Source organism: Paenibacillus sp. FSL M8-0212 (genome assembly GCF_038004645.1).
Lineage (GTDB): Bacteria > Bacillota > Bacilli > Paenibacillales > Paenibacillaceae > Paenibacillus.
Map to the genome: position 1 here is coordinate 1,013,150 of NZ_JBBORP010000001.1, position 17,501 is coordinate 1,030,650.

Annotated in this window: 17 protein-coding genes; all 17 read right to left on the bottom strand. The window is 46.5% G+C overall.

Features of this window, described 5'->3' with window-relative positions:
* Window positions 1-145: 145 nt before the first annotated feature.
* The 17 genes from MKX68_RS04665 to MKX68_RS04745 all read right to left on the bottom strand — a co-directional run bounded on the left by MKX68_RS04665 (window position 146) and on the right by MKX68_RS04745 (window position 17,444).
* Window positions 146-1,795, bottom strand: a complete 1,650-nt coding sequence (locus MKX68_RS04665; RefSeq protein WP_340909508.1) for an ABC transporter substrate-binding protein — start codon at window positions 1,793-1,795, stop codon at window positions 146-148.
* Between the two features lie 944 nt (window positions 1,796-2,739).
* Window positions 2,740-3,678, bottom strand: coding sequence for a glycoside hydrolase family 25 protein (locus tag MKX68_RS04670; RefSeq protein ID WP_340909511.1), 939 nt, complete (start codon window positions 3,676-3,678; stop codon window positions 2,740-2,742).
* Between the two features lie 385 nt (window positions 3,679-4,063).
* Window positions 4,064-4,564: a phage holin family protein gene (locus MKX68_RS04675; protein ID WP_340909514.1), complete on the bottom strand. Its 501-nt coding sequence runs from the start codon at window positions 4,562-4,564 to the stop codon at window positions 4,064-4,066.
* 279 nt (window positions 4,565-4,843) lie between these two features.
* The gene (locus tag MKX68_RS04680; protein ID WP_340909518.1) at window positions 4,844-5,335 is read right to left on the bottom strand and encodes a hypothetical protein; all 492 of its coding nucleotides are present in this window, start codon (window positions 5,333-5,335) and stop codon (window positions 4,844-4,846) included.
* A 12-nt stretch (window positions 5,336-5,347) separates the two neighbouring features.
* A complete protein-coding gene (locus tag MKX68_RS04685) occupies window positions 5,348-8,008 on the bottom strand; it encodes a hypothetical protein (RefSeq protein ID WP_340909519.1) in 2,661 nt (886 codons plus the stop codon).
* Window positions 8,009-8,554, bottom strand: coding sequence for a putative phage tail protein (locus tag MKX68_RS04690; protein WP_340909522.1), 546 nt, complete (start codon window positions 8,552-8,554; stop codon window positions 8,009-8,011).
* Window positions 8,551-9,609, bottom strand: a complete 1,059-nt coding sequence (locus MKX68_RS04695; protein WP_340909524.1) for a baseplate J/gp47 family protein — start codon at window positions 9,607-9,609, stop codon at window positions 8,551-8,553. Before MKX68_RS04695 ends, MKX68_RS04690 begins: the two co-directional genes overlap by 4 nt.
* On the bottom strand, window positions 9,602-10,015 hold the full coding sequence (locus MKX68_RS04700) for a DUF2634 domain-containing protein (protein ID WP_340909527.1): 414 nt from the start codon (window positions 10,013-10,015) through the stop codon (window positions 9,602-9,604). Before MKX68_RS04700 ends, MKX68_RS04695 begins: the two co-directional genes overlap by 8 nt.
* On the bottom strand, window positions 10,012-10,269 hold the full coding sequence (locus MKX68_RS04705) for a DUF2577 family protein (protein ID WP_175383663.1): 258 nt from the start codon (window positions 10,267-10,269) through the stop codon (window positions 10,012-10,014). The genes MKX68_RS04700 and MKX68_RS04705 overlap by 4 nt, the downstream gene beginning before the upstream one ends.
* Window positions 10,270-10,275: 6 nt before the next feature.
* Window positions 10,276-11,325 carry an XkdQ/YqbQ family protein gene (locus tag MKX68_RS04710; protein ID WP_340909530.1) on the bottom strand — a complete coding sequence of 350 codons (1,050 nt, stop codon included), beginning with the start codon at window positions 11,323-11,325 and terminating at the stop codon, window positions 10,276-10,278.
* A 13-nt stretch (window positions 11,326-11,338) separates the two neighbouring features.
* Window positions 11,339-12,034 carry a LysM peptidoglycan-binding domain-containing protein gene (locus tag MKX68_RS04715; protein WP_340909533.1) on the bottom strand — a complete coding sequence of 232 codons (696 nt, stop codon included), beginning with the start codon at window positions 12,032-12,034 and terminating at the stop codon, window positions 11,339-11,341.
* Entirely contained in the window at window positions 12,035-14,113 is a 2,079-nt protein-coding gene (locus MKX68_RS04720) for a hypothetical protein (protein WP_340909536.1), read from the bottom strand.
* 201 nt (window positions 14,114-14,314) lie between these two features.
* Complete coding sequence (locus MKX68_RS04725) at window positions 14,315-14,737, bottom strand: phage tail assembly chaperone (RefSeq protein ID WP_307414629.1); 423 nt, start codon at window positions 14,735-14,737, stop codon at window positions 14,315-14,317.
* 170 nt (window positions 14,738-14,907) lie between these two features.
* The gene (locus MKX68_RS04730) at window positions 14,908-15,366 is read right to left on the bottom strand and encodes a phage tail tube protein (RefSeq protein WP_017690162.1); all 459 of its coding nucleotides are present in this window, start codon (window positions 15,364-15,366) and stop codon (window positions 14,908-14,910) included.
* Between the two features lies 1 nt (window position 15,367).
* A complete protein-coding gene (locus MKX68_RS04735; RefSeq protein WP_340909544.1) occupies window positions 15,368-16,684 on the bottom strand; it encodes a phage tail sheath family protein in 1,317 nt (438 codons plus the stop codon).
* The gene (locus MKX68_RS04740) at window positions 16,684-16,893 is read right to left on the bottom strand and encodes a hypothetical protein (RefSeq protein WP_340909546.1); all 210 of its coding nucleotides are present in this window, start codon (window positions 16,891-16,893) and stop codon (window positions 16,684-16,686) included. Before MKX68_RS04740 ends, MKX68_RS04735 begins: the two co-directional genes overlap by 1 nt.
* Window positions 16,894-17,015: 122 nt before the next feature.
* Window positions 17,016-17,444 (bottom strand): phage tail terminator family protein, encoded by a 429-nt coding sequence (locus MKX68_RS04745; RefSeq protein WP_340909549.1) that lies wholly within the window; start codon window positions 17,442-17,444, stop codon window positions 17,016-17,018.
* Between the last annotated feature and the right edge of the window lie 57 nt (window positions 17,445-17,501).

Consider the following 17,501-nt stretch of genomic DNA (forward strand, 5'->3'; position numbering starts at 1 on the left):
GACACGCATGCTTTTTGGATAGTTACGTCCGGATGTAGGTTCTGCCAAGCATTGCGTCTGACCAGCGCTTTGATAGAAAGAATGGTTAATGCGTTAGATGCATATTCAGATACAGATAGAGACAGAAATTCAGTTTACCTCTGCGTTACTCAAAGTAGGCACCAGCATAAGATTCGCTGCCCAGCGGAGATGGTACAAAACCTTTCAGGTTTGATTTACCCGCCAGAATTGGCGTGGTGTGCACGAGTGGAATCCACGGTGCGTCTTCCTTGATAATCACCTGAGCTTGTTTGTACAGCTCGGCACGTTTCTCTTGGTCTGTTTCCTTCTGCGCATCCGTCAACAGCACATGCAACTCTTCGTTGACATAGAAGCTGCGGTTATTGCCCGGAATGGCGTCTTTGTCCAGCAAAGTGTACAGGAAGTTATCCGGGTCCCCGTTGTCACCCGTCCAGCCGAGCATGTAGATATCGTCTTTCTCCCCGGCTTTGGCATCATCCAGATACGTTGCCCACTCGGGAGATTCAATGTTCGTCGTAACGCCAATTTTCTCAAAATCAGCTTGGATCGCTTCCGCTACCTTCTTGCCATCAGGCATATACGGGCGGGATACCGGCATGGCATAGAAGGTTACCGGATCAGGCAAACCGTCAGGGAAGCCAGCTTCGGCCAGTAGAGCTTTTGCTTTTTCCAGATCATATGGGTAATCCTCAATGGTATCGTTGTACCCCCACAGCGTTGGCGGCATCGGGTTCACGGCAGGCTCAGCTTGTCCAGCAAAAAACGCATCAATAATGGCCTGCTTGTTCACCGCATGATTAAGGGCTTGTCTGACTTTGACATTATCAAATGGTTTCTTCTTGAAGTTAAAGCCGATATACGCCACGTTGAACGGTGGACGCTCGATCTTCTGTAACTCGCTGTTGCCTTCAAGGATGGACAGATCGTCCGGGTTCAGGTCTTCCATGACATCAATCTCGCCATTTTGCAGGGCATTGAAGCGAGCGGTGTTATCCGGAATTGAACGCACGATTACTTTGTTCAGCTTCGGCAGTCCTTCTTTCCAATAATCCGCGTTTTTCTCCAGGGTGATGGAGTCGTTACGCTTCCACTCTTTGAATACAAATGGGCCGGTGCCCACAGGCTCACTCTTAAAGTTTTCTTTTTTCTCCTGAATCGCGGTTGGGCTAGCAATGCCAAATGGCGTCATCGCAATATTTTGCAGGAAAGGCGCTTGTGGTTGGTTCAATGTGAACTCCACCGTAGTCTCGTCCGTCGCCGTCACTTCCTTGATCACACGTCCGTCCTCTGGACCAAACATGGAGTCGTAATAATCGAAGGAATCTCCTTCGAATTTATATTCACTCGCCGGATCACCCCAGCGGTTAAAATTGAACACAACAGCCTCAGCGTTGAAGTCAGTTCCATCATGGAATTTCACACCGGACTTCAGCTTAAATACATACTTGAGCCCATCCGCCGAAATCTCCCAACTCTCTGCTAGTCCAGGAACGACCTCTGTTCCACCTTCCTTGTAATCCAGCAATGAATCAAACACCTGCTGTCCAATCTTCAGCGACTCCCCATCGGTCACAATCGCCGGGTCGAGTGCGACGGAATCCCCGCCACGCCCCATAATCATCGTATCTTGCGCTTCCGTCACTTCGGCTGGCGGCTCGCTGCCTTCCGCGGGAGCAGGCGAATTCCCAGCCCCCTCATTGCTCGAACAGCCTGACAACACCAAAACGGTACTCAAAGCCAGAGTCAAAAAACCGGACATCCATTTCTTTCTCATTCGCATACGTACAACACCCTTCCCTGTCTCATAATGTGTGTGATGCTGGCATGAAAAAACTTCAATGATAGCCATTGGTTCGGTGCTTGCTTGTATCAATGAAAGGCTTTAAGTGCCTGTGATACCTGAATTAAAGTTCCGGGAAAAATAAGGCATGTATATGAAACGTAAAAACAGCATGGGAGAAAGGAGAACAATGGATATAAGTAAAAGTCAGATCACCATGCTCACGGATTACGGATATGGAAGATTACTTTTATAGAAAAAGAAAACGCACAACGAACAAAGTATCTTGTAGGATGAATCTGTCGAATGGAATGAGTTAGTTGCGATTTATTTGAACTAAGGTCAATTAGCAACAGCAAATGGTTACGGAGCGATACGAGCAAGTTTAAGTAGGTAGATTAAAAATATTGATGGGCATATGGATATTACGCTGCTGCTGGGTACCAATAACGTCTGTTCCTTGAGTGTGTCGACTTGGAGCATGAAGTGTGGGAACCCAATTAAGCATCGTTCGTTCGTTTGCAATACGTATGAAAGAAACTCAGCATAGGCTAGGTTGTTTAGATGTGTAAGTTGTTTGTTAGGGTGGTTTTCTCTTGCAGATTGGATTTGTAAAACGTATGAGCGAGACATCTTGAGATGTTGGATTGTACAACAGGGAGACATTACAATAACTTCATATGTTATGGTTTTGTCATGATGAGGAGGATTGTGTAAATAAACTGTGGTGAAAAACAATTTCGTGTAACTTACTTTACATCACATTAATCAATTAGACAAGAGATTTACAGACATAAGTCTTCAACTTTATTATATGCGTTAATATTACTTACACAAAACACAAAAAAGGAACACAGTTCGACAAAAAGCGTCTCGTGTCCCTTCTCCACTCCATCCACATTTATATAAAACAACATTTTAATTTGCTAAGAATCTGCTCACTTTTTAAACAACCCTCTGCGGTGCATCACGGTAATAAAACGGTAAAAATCATAACTCGCCCCATTATCGATGCTGAACAATGGATTTTTGGTGTCATATGCCAGAGCTGCATCCACAGCTGCTTTCGCCCATACTGGAACTTCCATTTGCTGACGGGCCTGCAGTTTGTCGACCTGGGATTTGAGCGCATCAAACGCTGCTTTCTCTTCGGCTGTCATCGGTTCGCCCCCTTTCGGTGGTTCGGTTGGTAGATTCGGATTACTTGGATTGGATGGCTCCGGTGGTTTCGGAGTGGCAGCTGCGTACCTTGCTCTGAGTTGTGCCGCTGTTCCCTCGAATTCATTCATATCCACGTTGCCACTAATGCCATTCACCTTGCCTGAATCCGTATACTGCCAGAACGTCCAACGTTTCCATGTCGGCTGGTCATCTGGTACACGAGTGTTGCTGTAACGCGCGATCCACAGATCGTATGAGCTGAGTGATGTGTCAAAATTCCCGGCAAATGAATTGCCCGTGTATATGATCGGTTTTACACCTGTCAGACGTTGTAATTCGGTTAAAAAAGCTTTGGCAACTGTATTCATCTGCTCTTTGCTCAGGTTGCCAGGGTTGTTCTCATAGTCCATGACAGGCGGCAGTTGTAACGCCTTGGCGCCTCCAACTTTGTTAAGTGTATTAGCATAATGCGCCGCTTCTGCTTTGGCTGCTTCGGTGGATGTCGCACGGAAGAAATGATATGTTCCGACCAGCATACCCGCCACCAGTGCACCTGTTACATTTTTCTGATAATTTGGATCGGTATATGTCTGTCCCTCAGTTGCCTTGATGAACACAAATGTCATGCCACTCGCCTTCACTTTGGCCCAGTCAATATTGCCCTGGTATCGGGAGACGTCAATGCCCTGTGTGTTGCCCGAACTTCTCGTTTGCATATTTCTCACACCCTTTATGCGGCAAATTGCCGTTTGTATATAGTTAATGCAGTTGGATCAGGGGTTGCTTGTGTGCGTGTCCCTGATGTGTTGGAAATGAACTGAGCCTTGTTCACACGGACACTCCGATGACAGAATAACCTTCCAATCGCTGTTATCCCCGGATTTTTTTGATTCTCTTTATAAAGGGGAAAATCCGGGGGATAAAGGCGACCGCTTCGCTTTTTCAGGTTTTTTCTGTCCTCTCCGTTATTGTGTGAAAATGTTAAGTTCAATCTGTATAGATGCCTAATATAGCATTGCTTATTTAGATTAGTTCTGTTTAATCTGCATTCGTACTAATCAACAAATGTTTAATATAACTATACACTCGCAATATTAATCGCTACTTAACGTTATCTTTGGTTGTCGGTGATTCTGTCTCGTCCGGATCAGCCTGTGAAAAAGAGTCTTTGGCACTTGGGGAGAAGTTAGCGGGAATCCCCCCGTCTCCTCCCTTACCCTTGAGTACTTCAATAGCCTGTCGGATAACAGGCGGAATTGGTGCGCCCAATCTGCCCCCGTTTTCAATAATGGACAACAGCTCATTCGCGATATAAAAAAAGGCGACCGCATCCCTGAACAAATGTCCGTCTCCCAGAACACCGTCCACCAGATGAGCTACCGATACCATTGCAAATATAAACACTTTTCGTGCGATGCCAAACATCCCGACATTACTCTCCAACTTGCCAGTCATTCCTGCCGCTGCGATGCCCGTTAGGTAGTCGAGGATGACGAATACTAAGAGTACACCTAGCACGCCCGACCAGCCGCCAAAGAAGTACGTTGCCGAACTGCTCATTAGCGCAATTCCCCATTTCCATAGGGTATCCCATCGTTCCATAATTTCACCTCCATATCCTTTGTTCCATCATCTGATTATAAAAATCCTTATTCCTCCCAGAAATCAATGAGGCATGCTATTGACATTACTACGTTTGTTTAATCGCCAAGTTCATTTAGGAAGCTGTGGCCTGTAACATTTCTTTCACTTTATCACGGCTTTCTGGCGGTACTTCCTCCAGCTTAATGATATCTTTTTGGATCAGCATTACATAGATCGCTAACATCCCCTCACCTCCCACATGAACTCCCCCAATAATAGGGTGTACTTTGCCAATCGTTACTTGGCTTGTACTTTAAGCAGCATCTGGTGCAATTCCATAAGAGCCACTTGATTAAGTGTGCTTTCTGCAGCCAACTGCGAGTATTTAGCCTCAGCCTCAACTAAACGTTGTTGCAACAAGTCAAGTTCGGACGGTTCTTGAGGTGTACGCTCGATGAGTTTGTCAATTTCATCTTGGCCCAACCCCTCCACCCATAATTCAGGAAAACCTGCTTGGGAATCAATCTCAAGAGCAGTCTGGTATGCCTCCCAGGCTGCTAGATCAAAACGTGGTCTGAACAGACCCGCAGTAGTTGGTAAGCCCACAAGATACCCGGCAATTTTCGGCACAGCCTTTTCCTCTGGTACTGCCGGCTGCTCAATAGCTTCAGGATTGAAAAAACTCGGCTCCGGCTCGGCATAAAAAGGGACGACACCCGTAAAGGCATCGTCCACCAACTCATCCTCCAGATAGAGGCCGTCTATATTTACTTTAGGTACGGCTTTCATATGATCTCTCCTTTATTGTTCGGCTAAGAACACGCCAGAAACCGTTACGGATAACTGTGAAGGCGTAGTAGGCAATGATGTTAAGACTACTTGGCCCTCGCTATTAATGACAATAGATAGTACTTGAGCGTTTAATCCTTGCGCATTTGTATTAGTACCAGTTAAAAACACCTTGCTGCTAGGCCTGTACCCTACAGGTAATATGCAAATTAAAGTATTCTGTGCGATACCACCATTATTCGGACCAATTATAGCTAAGGAGAGTTGAACTACGTTCAAGCTATTTTTGTAATACCCCTGTCGGTTAATGGGATAATTATTGAACGTAATCCCGTTAAGCAACGTTGGCGTGATCCATGCAGGAGCGTCCTTCTCGGCCTTCTTCGATTCAAGCACCGAAATGCGTGTTGTGTTTTCTTGGAGTGACTTCACTGTATCAAGTAGAAACGTCTTCTCGTTAAGCGAGTAAGTTCCTTCAAAGCTTGCTACCGGATAGTTGTTCAGCATTAGGTATGTGACGCTATAGGCTGCGGAAGGATCGAACAGCGACGCATCTAAAAACGCACGCTCTAATCCGTTGCTATTCGTGTCAGAATTCCTCAACCACTTATCCTGTCGATTATTCTTGTATATCGTCAGCACTTTCCGAGCTTTGTATTCTAGAGGATTCGGGGCTACTGACCCAACTGTATTGACGGAATTTATCTCGTAAGTACTATATATCGCAGATAATAGTGGTTTAGTACTCTCACGCAACACAATCCCCGTTCCTACCTCAACCTGATTATCTCCCTCAATAAACGTCAATTGTCCTTCTGACATGATCGGTTCGACGACTGGCGTAGCAAGCTGGTATAGGAGTTGGTATGGCGCAACAGTTGGAACCTTAGTTGTCGGAAGTATGTTTACACCGCCAGAAGATCTATCAACTGGAACAAACCATTTCCCTACCCCATCAGTCCGATTATAAACACCACTGCCATCGGGATTGGTATTTACATCATACATTTTCCATCCCATAAAATACGCCTTAATCTCATCTGCTGTCGGTGTGTAAGCGTCTCCCCATCCACTGTCTGTATTGGAAATACTAATACGTATCGATTGATCTGCCGCAATCCAAGCCATGTCTGATGTTACGTTAGATTTATAGGGCTTTAAAATATCCCCATTATATTTAGTGGATGCAAGTACGCCCAATTCATCAACCAAGAGAGCGTTCACTACGTTGGCTGGACTGGTTATAGATTTGTAGCCTGAGTATACGGACAACACTTCCCGAAAATAGTTACCATCCAGCACAACCTTACGCCACTTCGCCAGTTTAAAATACTGCCCATCTCGCTCAAACACCATATCTGGGTTGGCTCCGGTGTCTGGATTAGCGTATAGCTCTGTTTGTAATGCGAGCATGGAGTCTTCGCGAGGTTTGAATGGTTTGGCGATTTTTCCAATAGTCATTACAGGCCGTATAAAACTCGCTTTGTTTCCGACGGACCATGTCCATTTATTCACATCAAATTCGTCGCTATACTGTGTGACACCACTAAGATGTACTCCCATCACTAAAGAATTTGGTGCTGTTTTGATCGTTTTAGACTCTCCCGGATTGATAAACATCCCTTGTGCTCTTCCAGAAGAATCGTATACACTTATTCGAATTTTCCCTGTGCTCTCTATTGGGTTATTGATCGTATATTCTTGAGCTGCTAGTACATTCAGATAGGTAACTGCATATGCATCTGTACCTATTGAATCGAGTAATAACTCGCCTGTAGCGATGTATGGGGTAGTTGTCAATAAATTGTGCCCTAAGTGATTCCATTCATAAAACGGCGGTATCAAATTCTCCCCATAGCGGATGACATACGGGTTTTGAACGGACTGGACGCTATCTACATATGGATATTCAACAGCTACCTGTTGCGGCGTCATGCTATCGAGTGCAGCGTATTCAGTAGCGGTGATTTCATAAAATCTCACTGCGTCAAAATAAGCGTATTGACCTGTAGCACTGCTATTGGTTTGTATAATTACCGATGCAACGACATCCGATGTAGGAGCATATGCCCTCCACAAAGGTATGAATTTGGTAGCATCGGTAGTGGAATTGACACCTTTAGTAGCCGTTAATCCGTTGGAATAAAAAGCGGCGTTCGTCGCATTGCCGTTTTTGGCATCTACTACAGCAATATAGAACCTGTTTGCTTTGGCATTGATCGTATTTACAGCTGTGGCCGTGGCAAAAGTGCCCGAGGTAACCGTTAACTTGATTCCGCTGGAGCCTTCAGTTTTGTTTGCAAGATCTATTGAGGCTGCACCTTGAAACAACAGCCAACGAGAGATATTTTCACACCCTCCATCCCGCCCTAACAAATTCACCAGCGTTCGGCCCTTCAAGCCTTCCAACTTAAACGCCGAGGTACGCTCCGCATTAATAATCTGCAACCCAGGCTCCAACGTCACTGATCTCCGCTTCTCCGTATCCAACCGCTCCTGAATATCGCTGACCTGCCCAGCAGTCTCCCCAACCTTTTCCTCCATCTGCTCCGCAAAACCATCAACCTTCTCCCAGTTCTGATCCAGATACTTGTCCAGATCAAAATAAGTCGTCGATGGCGAGGAACGGTCAATCTTATTCAATCCCAAATTTGGTGTTTTCGGTTCATTCATCTATGCTCCACCTCCTGCAAATTTATCCTGCCGGGTCTGTTCAATGTCCTCCAGGGTCATGCTTTCAACCTCCGTAATCGTCAAATACCGCAGACGGTATTTCACGGTCATGTGTGCTGGTTTAATATCCTCAATCGCTGCCTTCAGATCGTCCAGATTGGGCGGTAAGCCCCATGTGTCGATGAAGCGGATTCGGATCAAGTATTCCTCAGGCGACACGGATACATCAATCCCACCACTTTCGTAGGCCTGCGCCACGTTCTTGAGCATGGAGCCAGAGACTTTGCCGCTGCCGCGCATTTTGGAAATGATTACGGATCTCCGCTGATCATCCGGCTTGGCTTGATTCGTCGGAATCTGCAAATCCCTCTCATAATGTTCCAATGCCCAGGTCGCAGACTCCGGGTAGAATTGATCCAGCACACTTTCCAAACCCACCGTAAGCTTGTCTAGCTCAACACCTTCGGTCTCCGTAAGAAGCTGCATCTCCAGCACATTTTCATACAACGGGGGCAAAAGAGTCATTAATACCTCTGCTTTACTCATGTCACCTTCACCGTCCCAAGAACAGCTACTGCGCCGGGTGCGATCTCCAGATTGGACATACCACCATTCACTAGCAGATCGCTATAATCGATCACGGGCGGGATATCCAGAATGACATTGGCAATACGTGTCCAACGAACTAACGGATCGGCAAAAGCTAGTTCTTTCAGATACGCCGTAACTCCCGTTTCAATCAGCGTCTTCACGCCCTCGTACGTTGAACCAGAAGCAAGCGTGACCTGTACCTCCACATCAATAGGTATCTCTTGCGCTCCCACTACTGTGACCACGGGTCCGATTGGAGCAGCACCTTCACCCATTCCATCCTGAGTTGGATCGATATATTCCTGCACCGCCTCAATGACCGCCTCAGCAGGTGTTTGCATTTCGTTATTCAGCAATGCCACTTTGACTGTACCCGGACCATCCCACAGTGGAAAAGCTTTCGCTTTGCCAACACCGGAGTTTTCTCGTGCCCATAACTCATACTGATATTTGTTCGCACTCGTAACCGGACGGGAAACTTTGTCCTGATATCGGTCGTACAAGGCCTGATCCGTTTCCTCGTCTTCACCAGGAACCAGCAACTGTGTCAATTCGGCTGTGGTAAGAGCAGCAATATAATCGATGGGCAGCAGTGCCCCCGTATATTCATTACCTTCCGCTCCCGCGACCTCACATTCCAACACATATTGCCCTGCCGCGATGCGTTCCACAACAACATACACCCGATCCCCTGTGGAAAAACGACTCTCCAAAGGAACTTCAACAGGCTTCCCTTCGTTATCTCGGAAACTGCCAACCCAACGTGCCTTCGTGGCCGCCTTTCGGCTAATGCCAGACCAAGCCACCGCGCGATCCAGATACTCTCCAGAAGCTGTATCCGCAAACTTCAGATTGGCGTTCACATCCAGCTCGATATACATCTGAGCCATTTCCACAGCCGCTGGCGCAAGCGCATCATAGATAATGCTACCTTCACGTTTATCCACACCATCCGGCACCCTATCCAGCATTCGGTTTAAAATAACTTCAAACGTCTGCTCATCATACATCCATGTTCACCTCCGTCTCCTCCCTGAAGCTGCCAAAATCTGTTTCCACGGTAAAAGACACCCGCACTCCATCCGCCTCGTGGACAAAATCGAACTCGGTTACATCTGAAATGCGATCATCTGGAAGCAACACTTCGCGAATCCAGCGTTCCAATTCCGATTCAACCATGGATCTCCCGGCCATTCCTTCCCAGGACCATTCCATGCCGTAATCCGAAGAATAGATTAGATGCTCGTAGCGGCGTGTGGACAACGCTTTATACACCGCCTGTTTTACCGCATCTTTTCCATCCAGTTGCAATCTTCCAATTCGTTGTCCCGAAGCTTGAAATACATAAGTTAGACTCGGAAGCACAGCAGCTTCTTCCTGATCTTCTGCGCTAATCTGCGCACCCTGTGGAATCATGGATTCACCAGCCGATCCAGCACGACAAAGCTGTCTCCACCTTGAACACGCAATAACAAGACATGGTCACCCACGGTCCAAGCTTTGTTCACTACGGATTCCGGCAGTACCAGAAAAGGCTCAGCCAATGCCAGCCGTTGTTCAACGGTGATCTCCAGAGGCTGGGTGTTTGTCACGCTTCCGTACATTACCTGAACGGGAGACTTGGCATCTACAGCGGCCACCGCCGCCTTTTTAATCACGTCCAGCATCATTTATCGTTACACCACCTTCAAATCCAGTGACATCGTGTGCACGCCCCCCTGTACCTTATGCGTACATTCGTCTACCAGAAAATATTGATTAATCTTGAGTTCATTGATCTGGATGTTGACAAAACTACCTGCCCTCACCTTGAAATCACCAAGCGCATCCACTTTCAACGTCTGCGTCTCACGGTTACGGAGGGTCATCAGGGTCTTCAGCATGGCATCAATCTGGCCTTCGTTCAGGCCATCATCCGCTTTTTGGTACAAAAAAAGCAGCCCCCATTGACGGATGCTGCCTGAATCCTGATGAACAAACGTTTCTCTTTTTCCCGTATCCTTGTTATCCCGATACAGCTTGATCTTGTTATACGTCTGGTCGTCAATCGACCGCGTATAGCTGTAATCCGTGAGCAGACTGTTATCCCCAATAACAAAGCCGTAAGGCATCTCTTCCACATCCCGAAGCACAAGCTTGCCAAAATCATCGTAGAAGATGTAATTTTTTCCGAGATAGATCAACGTTCGGTCCAATGCCTCACAGATCATGTCAATCAGCTTTTTGTTATCAAACAACATACGCGGTATAACATATTTCGGCTGGATCAGCTCGCCCACCTTCAACTGAAAGTCGGTAGCAATTCGTTTGATCACATCCGTAGCGGTTGCGTTAACGAACTTGTACGTCTGATTCGCGGTCAGATAACGAGTCTGGTCGTAGGCTTTGATTTTGACACTTTCGTCCTTGCCACTATCCACCGAGAAGATATATCCGTAAAATATGCCTACCTCGTTGCTAATATATTTCACGATATATCCATTCTCATATGTGAATTTCTTATTCTGGTACAGGCTGCCCTTGATCAACGTGAATTCCAGAGAGGAAGGCTTGCCAATACGGGAGGTTTTGTACGTAATATCGCCAGCAATTTCGCTAATGTCCCAAATGTTGCCCTGTTTGTCATCCAGTAATAACCGTTCCTTCATGTTGGCCAGCTTATCATCCAGTAATAACCGTTCCTTCATGTTGGCCAGCTTATCATCCAGCCTGATCTGCTCTTGCATATTCCCTCTCCTTTCACGGAAGCTTGATCACAAGTCCAATCGGCAGCTTCTTCAGTTGTGCATCTTTGATGCTATTCAGTTTCTGCAGCTCTTTCCAGCGAGATCCATCTCCCAAATGGGCTTTGGCTACAGACCACAAGGAGTCTCCGGCTTTGAGAGTGACCGTCTTGGGTTGGATTTTTTCATTGGGCCGGGAGACTTTGGTTTTTGTTTTCGAAGCAGCCGTTTCCTTGCTGTCCTTGAGTGGCACTACTTTTTTGGCGGCATAAAAAATGAACTGCTTCAGCTTGATATCATACTGGATATCCCCCACCGTACCCGCAGTCTCCTTCCAGTCAAAGCTCTCAATGGAAACCGCCATATTAATGGTGTACCTTGCACTGGAAAAGAACAGTCTGACGGGTCTGCCCGTCTGCATCCAACGGATGATCTTTTTCACATATTCATAGGGATCACGGTAAAATTGCTTCTGAATTGCCGGATGTCTTGCATCGTAGTTCAGATGATACGGGCTGTAGTCTGCGGGAAAAATCCCGCTGAAACTGACTTCACGCAGCTTCGGCGACTTAATCACGTTAATTTCACCCAAAGCGCTAACGTTAAACGTACTGCCGTCTCCCGAATCCGAAAATTCAATGCTCTCTGGTGTCACTGGGAAAAACATGTATTCGGAGCGGTTATTGAAGCTTAGTTGAATATAATATTCCACTTATCCATACACCCCCTGAGCACTGGAGACGATCTGACTGTTCAGTCCATCAGTGATTTTGCTGATGATACTGTCCACGTCATGTCCGCTGTTGATATCCCCTGTGGTAACCTGAACGGTTGGAGTAAGGCTGACGAATCGCTGAATCGCCTGCATCTCGGCAAGCTCACGCATCAGTTTCAGATCCTCGCTCGTCACATCCACTGTGCCATCCACGTCACCGATCTTGTCCACCTGTCCGATATTGTTGATTTTGTTGATGTTACTCATGTTATTGCTCGGGACAACGGTGGGAGCAGGTGCAGTTGGCATCGATGGCATGGAAGGTGTTTTGGGTATTTCAGGTGTGAAGTCCTTGCCAAATTTACCTGGTAAATCTTTATCTTTGGAATCATCCTTCGGGTTGGAAGAGAACTTAGAAACCCACTCCTGAGCCTTTATCTGACCCTCCCCATATACACTGGGATTATATTCTCCGTCCATTCGCATAGACTCAAATACATTTTTGTCGCTCTGTGGCTCCATAGACTTCAGAGTGTCCATCCAACTCTTAATGTTCTTGCTGCCAATGTTAATATCCGATTCAGACATCACACTCAGGTTCGTACCAAAGGTATCATTGATAAATGAAGCAACATCGCTAATGGCCCCTACAGCTCTTTTAAGAAAATCCTCGATACCTACCATAACATTGTAAAGAGTTTGTAAAACAAACATGCCTAGGTCATAGAACAACTTTTGAATTGCGTAGACAGGATCAATAAACAGGTTAATTAAGAAATCTGCCAATGAAGCAAATATGTTCCACACGGTAGCAATTACCACTCTGATGATCTCGCCAAGCATCATAAATGTACCAATAATAGCCCCGAGAATATCGGTACCGGTTGCTCCGAACATTTGGAAAATCATAATCATTGCAGCAATTGCTGCGATGATCAGCAATATAGGCCAGTTTACAGCCAACCATGCTACAGCAAGCAAAAACACTTCAGCGATCACAATGCCAAGTGAGATAATCATGTTGTAAAGCAGCACCATAGCAATAGCAGTCAAAATAGGTGCTATGATAGCCCAATTTTCTTGTACAACTGTAGCAAAATTGATGAACCCATCCACGATAAATGCCACCACTTGAGCAATAATTGCGAAGGCCCCACCAATCCATTCGATGAAAGCACTGAACTGACCTGAGCTTATGGCTTCGTTTAATCGGTCAAGCACAGGAGATAAAACTTCCAAAGCTCTTGTTCCGATTTCAGATAGTATTCCATTGAACTGATTCACGAGAGCCGTCCATTTTTGCATTGGAGAATCCAGCATCGTATCAAAGGCTTCTTGTGTGTAACCTTGCATTTCAATAACCGTCTGCAAACCTTGTATAAAACCGTCAAGGTCTTTAGTCTGTATAAATTCACCCAATCCAGCCCCGGTTAATGTACTTTCCGGTATGTTGAATTGACTCGCCAAATCAGTATTTTTTCCATTCATGGCACTAACAATAGCCTTGGATGCATCGGTCAAACTTTTATTATCCGGTGACAACATACTTAATCGTTGAGTCATTTCATTTAACTGATCTACCTGCCCTGTATTCTGTGCCAACGGCACAAACCCTAGAGAAGACTTGAGCGAATTATTGACGTCTTGACCACTCCTGGAGGCTTGATCTCGAAACTTATTATAGATGTTTTCCCCGAGCCTCGGATCTTCTGCGGCAACCATGTAACGATATTTGAAGTCTTCTTGTTCAGCAGCCGCTTTTAACACGACACTTCCAGCGGACTTTACCATTTGAACCCACTTGGAGAGTTTGCTCAGATTATCCCCCAAAGCATTGCTTGTATCATCAGCCGTATCCTCCAACTTTTCCATCAGATTAATCGTTACATTTAGTTGTTGATTTACTTCATTAAAATGGTTGGATATATTCGTCTGGTTGAATTGGTTCAGATTAATCCGGTTAATCTGGTTGAAATTATTAAGGATCTCGGTTGTTCTTACTTGAACCAGATTTAGATTATTGATCAGGGTATTCATGGACGGAGGATTAATTACATCGATACTTGTATCGGACATCTATTTCTCCCTCCTTTCCTTTTTATTTCTTCCGGGCGCGACTCTTGGACCGTTCTTTCTTCTCTTCCTCTACCCGGATGGAGATCATCGCATAGATGGCCGCTCGTTCTCGCATGGAGAAGGCCATTAGCTCATGCGGCAAAATGTTAAGTTCATGGAGAGCGTAATAAGCCAGATTGGCCTCGGAATCGCCCTCTTTAATTAGTTTTTTACGTCATCCACCAGTTCGTTCATATCCTGATTGAAGCCGTTCAGCTTCTGAACTTGTTCACCCAGCGAAGCAAATTCCCCAGGCAGCAGCATTTTCCGCAAAAGCGATTCCGCCCCCATCACGCCGTATGACCGCTGGAGTTCTGCGTTTTTCAAATCGGGATAAACTACACTTGCACTCATCAGGCGAGCCATGTAATCATTCGCATCGATGTCGGGTGTGTAGACACCGTTCTTACCCTTAATTTTGCGGGTAGCTGCCTTACGGCATTCCTGGTTTTCGTCCTCGGTCATGCTGCGCAGTTTCCATGCCACTGGTTCACCTTTCTCATCTTTAAAACGGGGGGATACGATAAACTCCTCCGTTGTATCCATTGCTGCATTTTGGGCAAAAAACATACTCAATCCACTCATGTATTGTTCCTCCTCTAAAGTTAGGTCCCCCGCCGCACGAAGCGGCGAAGAACAGTATTTTGACACGCCAAATAGCCCGTAACACAGGCAAGTTGAACAGGTTTCTTTTACAAACCCTCTGCTAAGTTAAACTCTTTATGAATCTCAAATCAATATGCTTTCACGCTACATTACTTCGGCAGATTGAACGATACAGGCATATCGACATCTTCAAAGGTAAAGCTCACTTCTTCCTCCAACGCCTCGGCCTCGGTATCCAGGGATGCCATGATCACACTGTCGAGGTTGACGCCTTTGAGGGTCACGGTTTGTTTGCCAATCGTAGAAGAAGGATCTTCGTTGGTCACTTCAATGTCGAAGTACGTGTCCACACCATTCTGCATGTACTGGAGCATCAGCTCGCGGAAACGGGAAGTGGTATAGAAAATTGTCATGGAACCTGAACCGGACCAACCGGTTGCTTTGTGCTGTACGCCACGGCGGCCCAAGGTTTTGACCTCTGCTTTTTGTTTCTCCACTGTTGCTTCCAGCGTCTTCACGTAGAACATTTCTTCCGTCTGTCCGTTAATCGTTGCGTATGCGCGGCCTTCCTGGCCGGAGATCGTGTCACTTGCTTTCAGAAATGCCATCTTAAACCACCTTCACTTTCATATATACTTTTTCAACGGAATCCACAGGTTGGACCTGAATCTCGATCAGAATACTGTCGATTTCATTGCCCGGAGCAACAGTGATATCTGTTTTGGAATCAAAATTTTGAATGGCCCCAATATCCTGAAGTTGCTTCAGATAAGTGACACATTGGGAACGGAACAGGCTGCGCCCATCTTCGTTGTTGTTCACTTTGCCGATGTAATAGGACTCAAAAATACGTTTCATATCATTAGCGATGCCATCGAGTACACGGACAACACGGTTTTTGGCAAAATGACGTGCCTTATCCGGTGTCACCAAACGGAACGTATTCACATCCTGCTCCACCACTGCGCGGTTGCTGCTCGCCGTAAACACAAACTCGCCATTACGCAATGCCGCTTCTGTCTCGCTATGCGTCAGTCGTCCGTTCACATCCACGGCATCGTCATACGCACGGAACGTCAGGGATTCATTCAGGTTAGCTCCCGCTGTTGCGCCTGCAGTCCATGCTACGGTTTGTTTTGGTGACAGGACCGTACCATCAGCGAGCACAACACCATTTTTGACACTGATAATGCCTTCATGATCTGCAGCCGGATAATCGGACAGAACCAGTTGCACCTTCTTGCCCTCGGTATCACGCAAGCGCTTGATATAGGCTGTATAGACTGACTTGAGTGTGGCATCGTCTGAAATCAGACCGACTGTGTTAAAATCCAGTACTTCCAGCTTCGTCAGGAAATCGGAATGCTCCTGGTTGGTTGCTGCACCATCTAATCCACCTGTTAGTGGAAGTGACGCTGTAGCTGTGAGTGCCCCTTCACCAGTAAATGTGACGTATGCGTTGGATTCCAGAGCTTCAATGGTAGATGAAGTTTGTTTGTCTACTTCTTTACCCGCAAGCAAAGTGGAGACATCTAATTGTTCCGGTTCATTGATATTGGCAGAGATTACAACAGCCAGATCATTACCACGTACGCCGCCGTGTTGGGCTGTCACTGTCAGTTTGTCCAAGGTTGCCTTGGCTTTGGTCCCTGCATTGAGTCGGTACAGAAGTAAGGTCCGCGCCCGTTTCAATGCCTCGCGGATCAGTAGCATTTGCGGTGCTGTCCAGTCATAGCCTATTTTGGCTTGTACATCTTCACCTGCTTGCACGGTCAGAATGGTGCCAGCTTGTCCCCATGACAATGGAAGGGCCAAAGCCACCGTTCCCCGCTCCCCTACCGTACCCGGCAATGAGCCCTCTGATGCAAAATTCATATATACGCCGGGGCGTACCTTGTTTTGTGTCGTCCATGTTCCTCCAGCCATTATTGTGCCTCCCCATTCATGAATTGTTGGATGTGTTCTTGCGCTTCTTGCAAGGTGTAAGTCTCTTGTTCCAGCAGAACTGCTGCCAAAATGTCTTTCTCGATCCGGCTAAGTTGCCGGGATTCGGCGAACTGTGCTTTGCTGTATTTTTGGTTGTTTTTCTGGTGAGCTTCCGGATTTTTAGGTTCCGGTTCTTTTTTCGTAAACATCGCCAATGCGCCTCCTATTCCTTTCATACTGATCCCCTCATTTGGTTAGTTAAGTTCATAAAAAAAAGGTTACACTAGCCACTCCAATGGCAGAACAACCTTCGTTACGTTGACTCATATCCTTATTCTCTTGTAGCTTTAAGTGCGGTAGGTCGCTGTTCCAGTTGTTGCATGGTAGCGGCGGACTCCGACACTTTGGTGGTTCGCATGGTATAGTACACCAGCATTCGCGGAGTATCGTTCTCCGTCTCCCAACGTAGCTCTGTTGCGCGATAAGGTGTGCCCTCCACGTCGATGGTTTCCAACGCTTCGAAGAGCTCATCCGGCAGTGTTGCCGGGATATTGTCTGCGTCAAGCCACCGGATTTCAAAGGCGTGAGATTGCACGAAGCGATCGCTGCGTTCCCGGGTGAGTTGAGCGGACAACAAGCGGTAGGTGATGCCTCTAGTGTCCGGGGTAGGGCTAGTGCCCTTTGCTGGGTGGATCGGGATGTTTGGGAAGTGCTGTGAGAGTATATTAGCGGTGGTAGTGGTTAGTTGATTTGTGGTCATGGTTCACCTCCTTTAGGTTTGAAATATAAACTAAAAAGGTAGCTTGCTAACTACTCA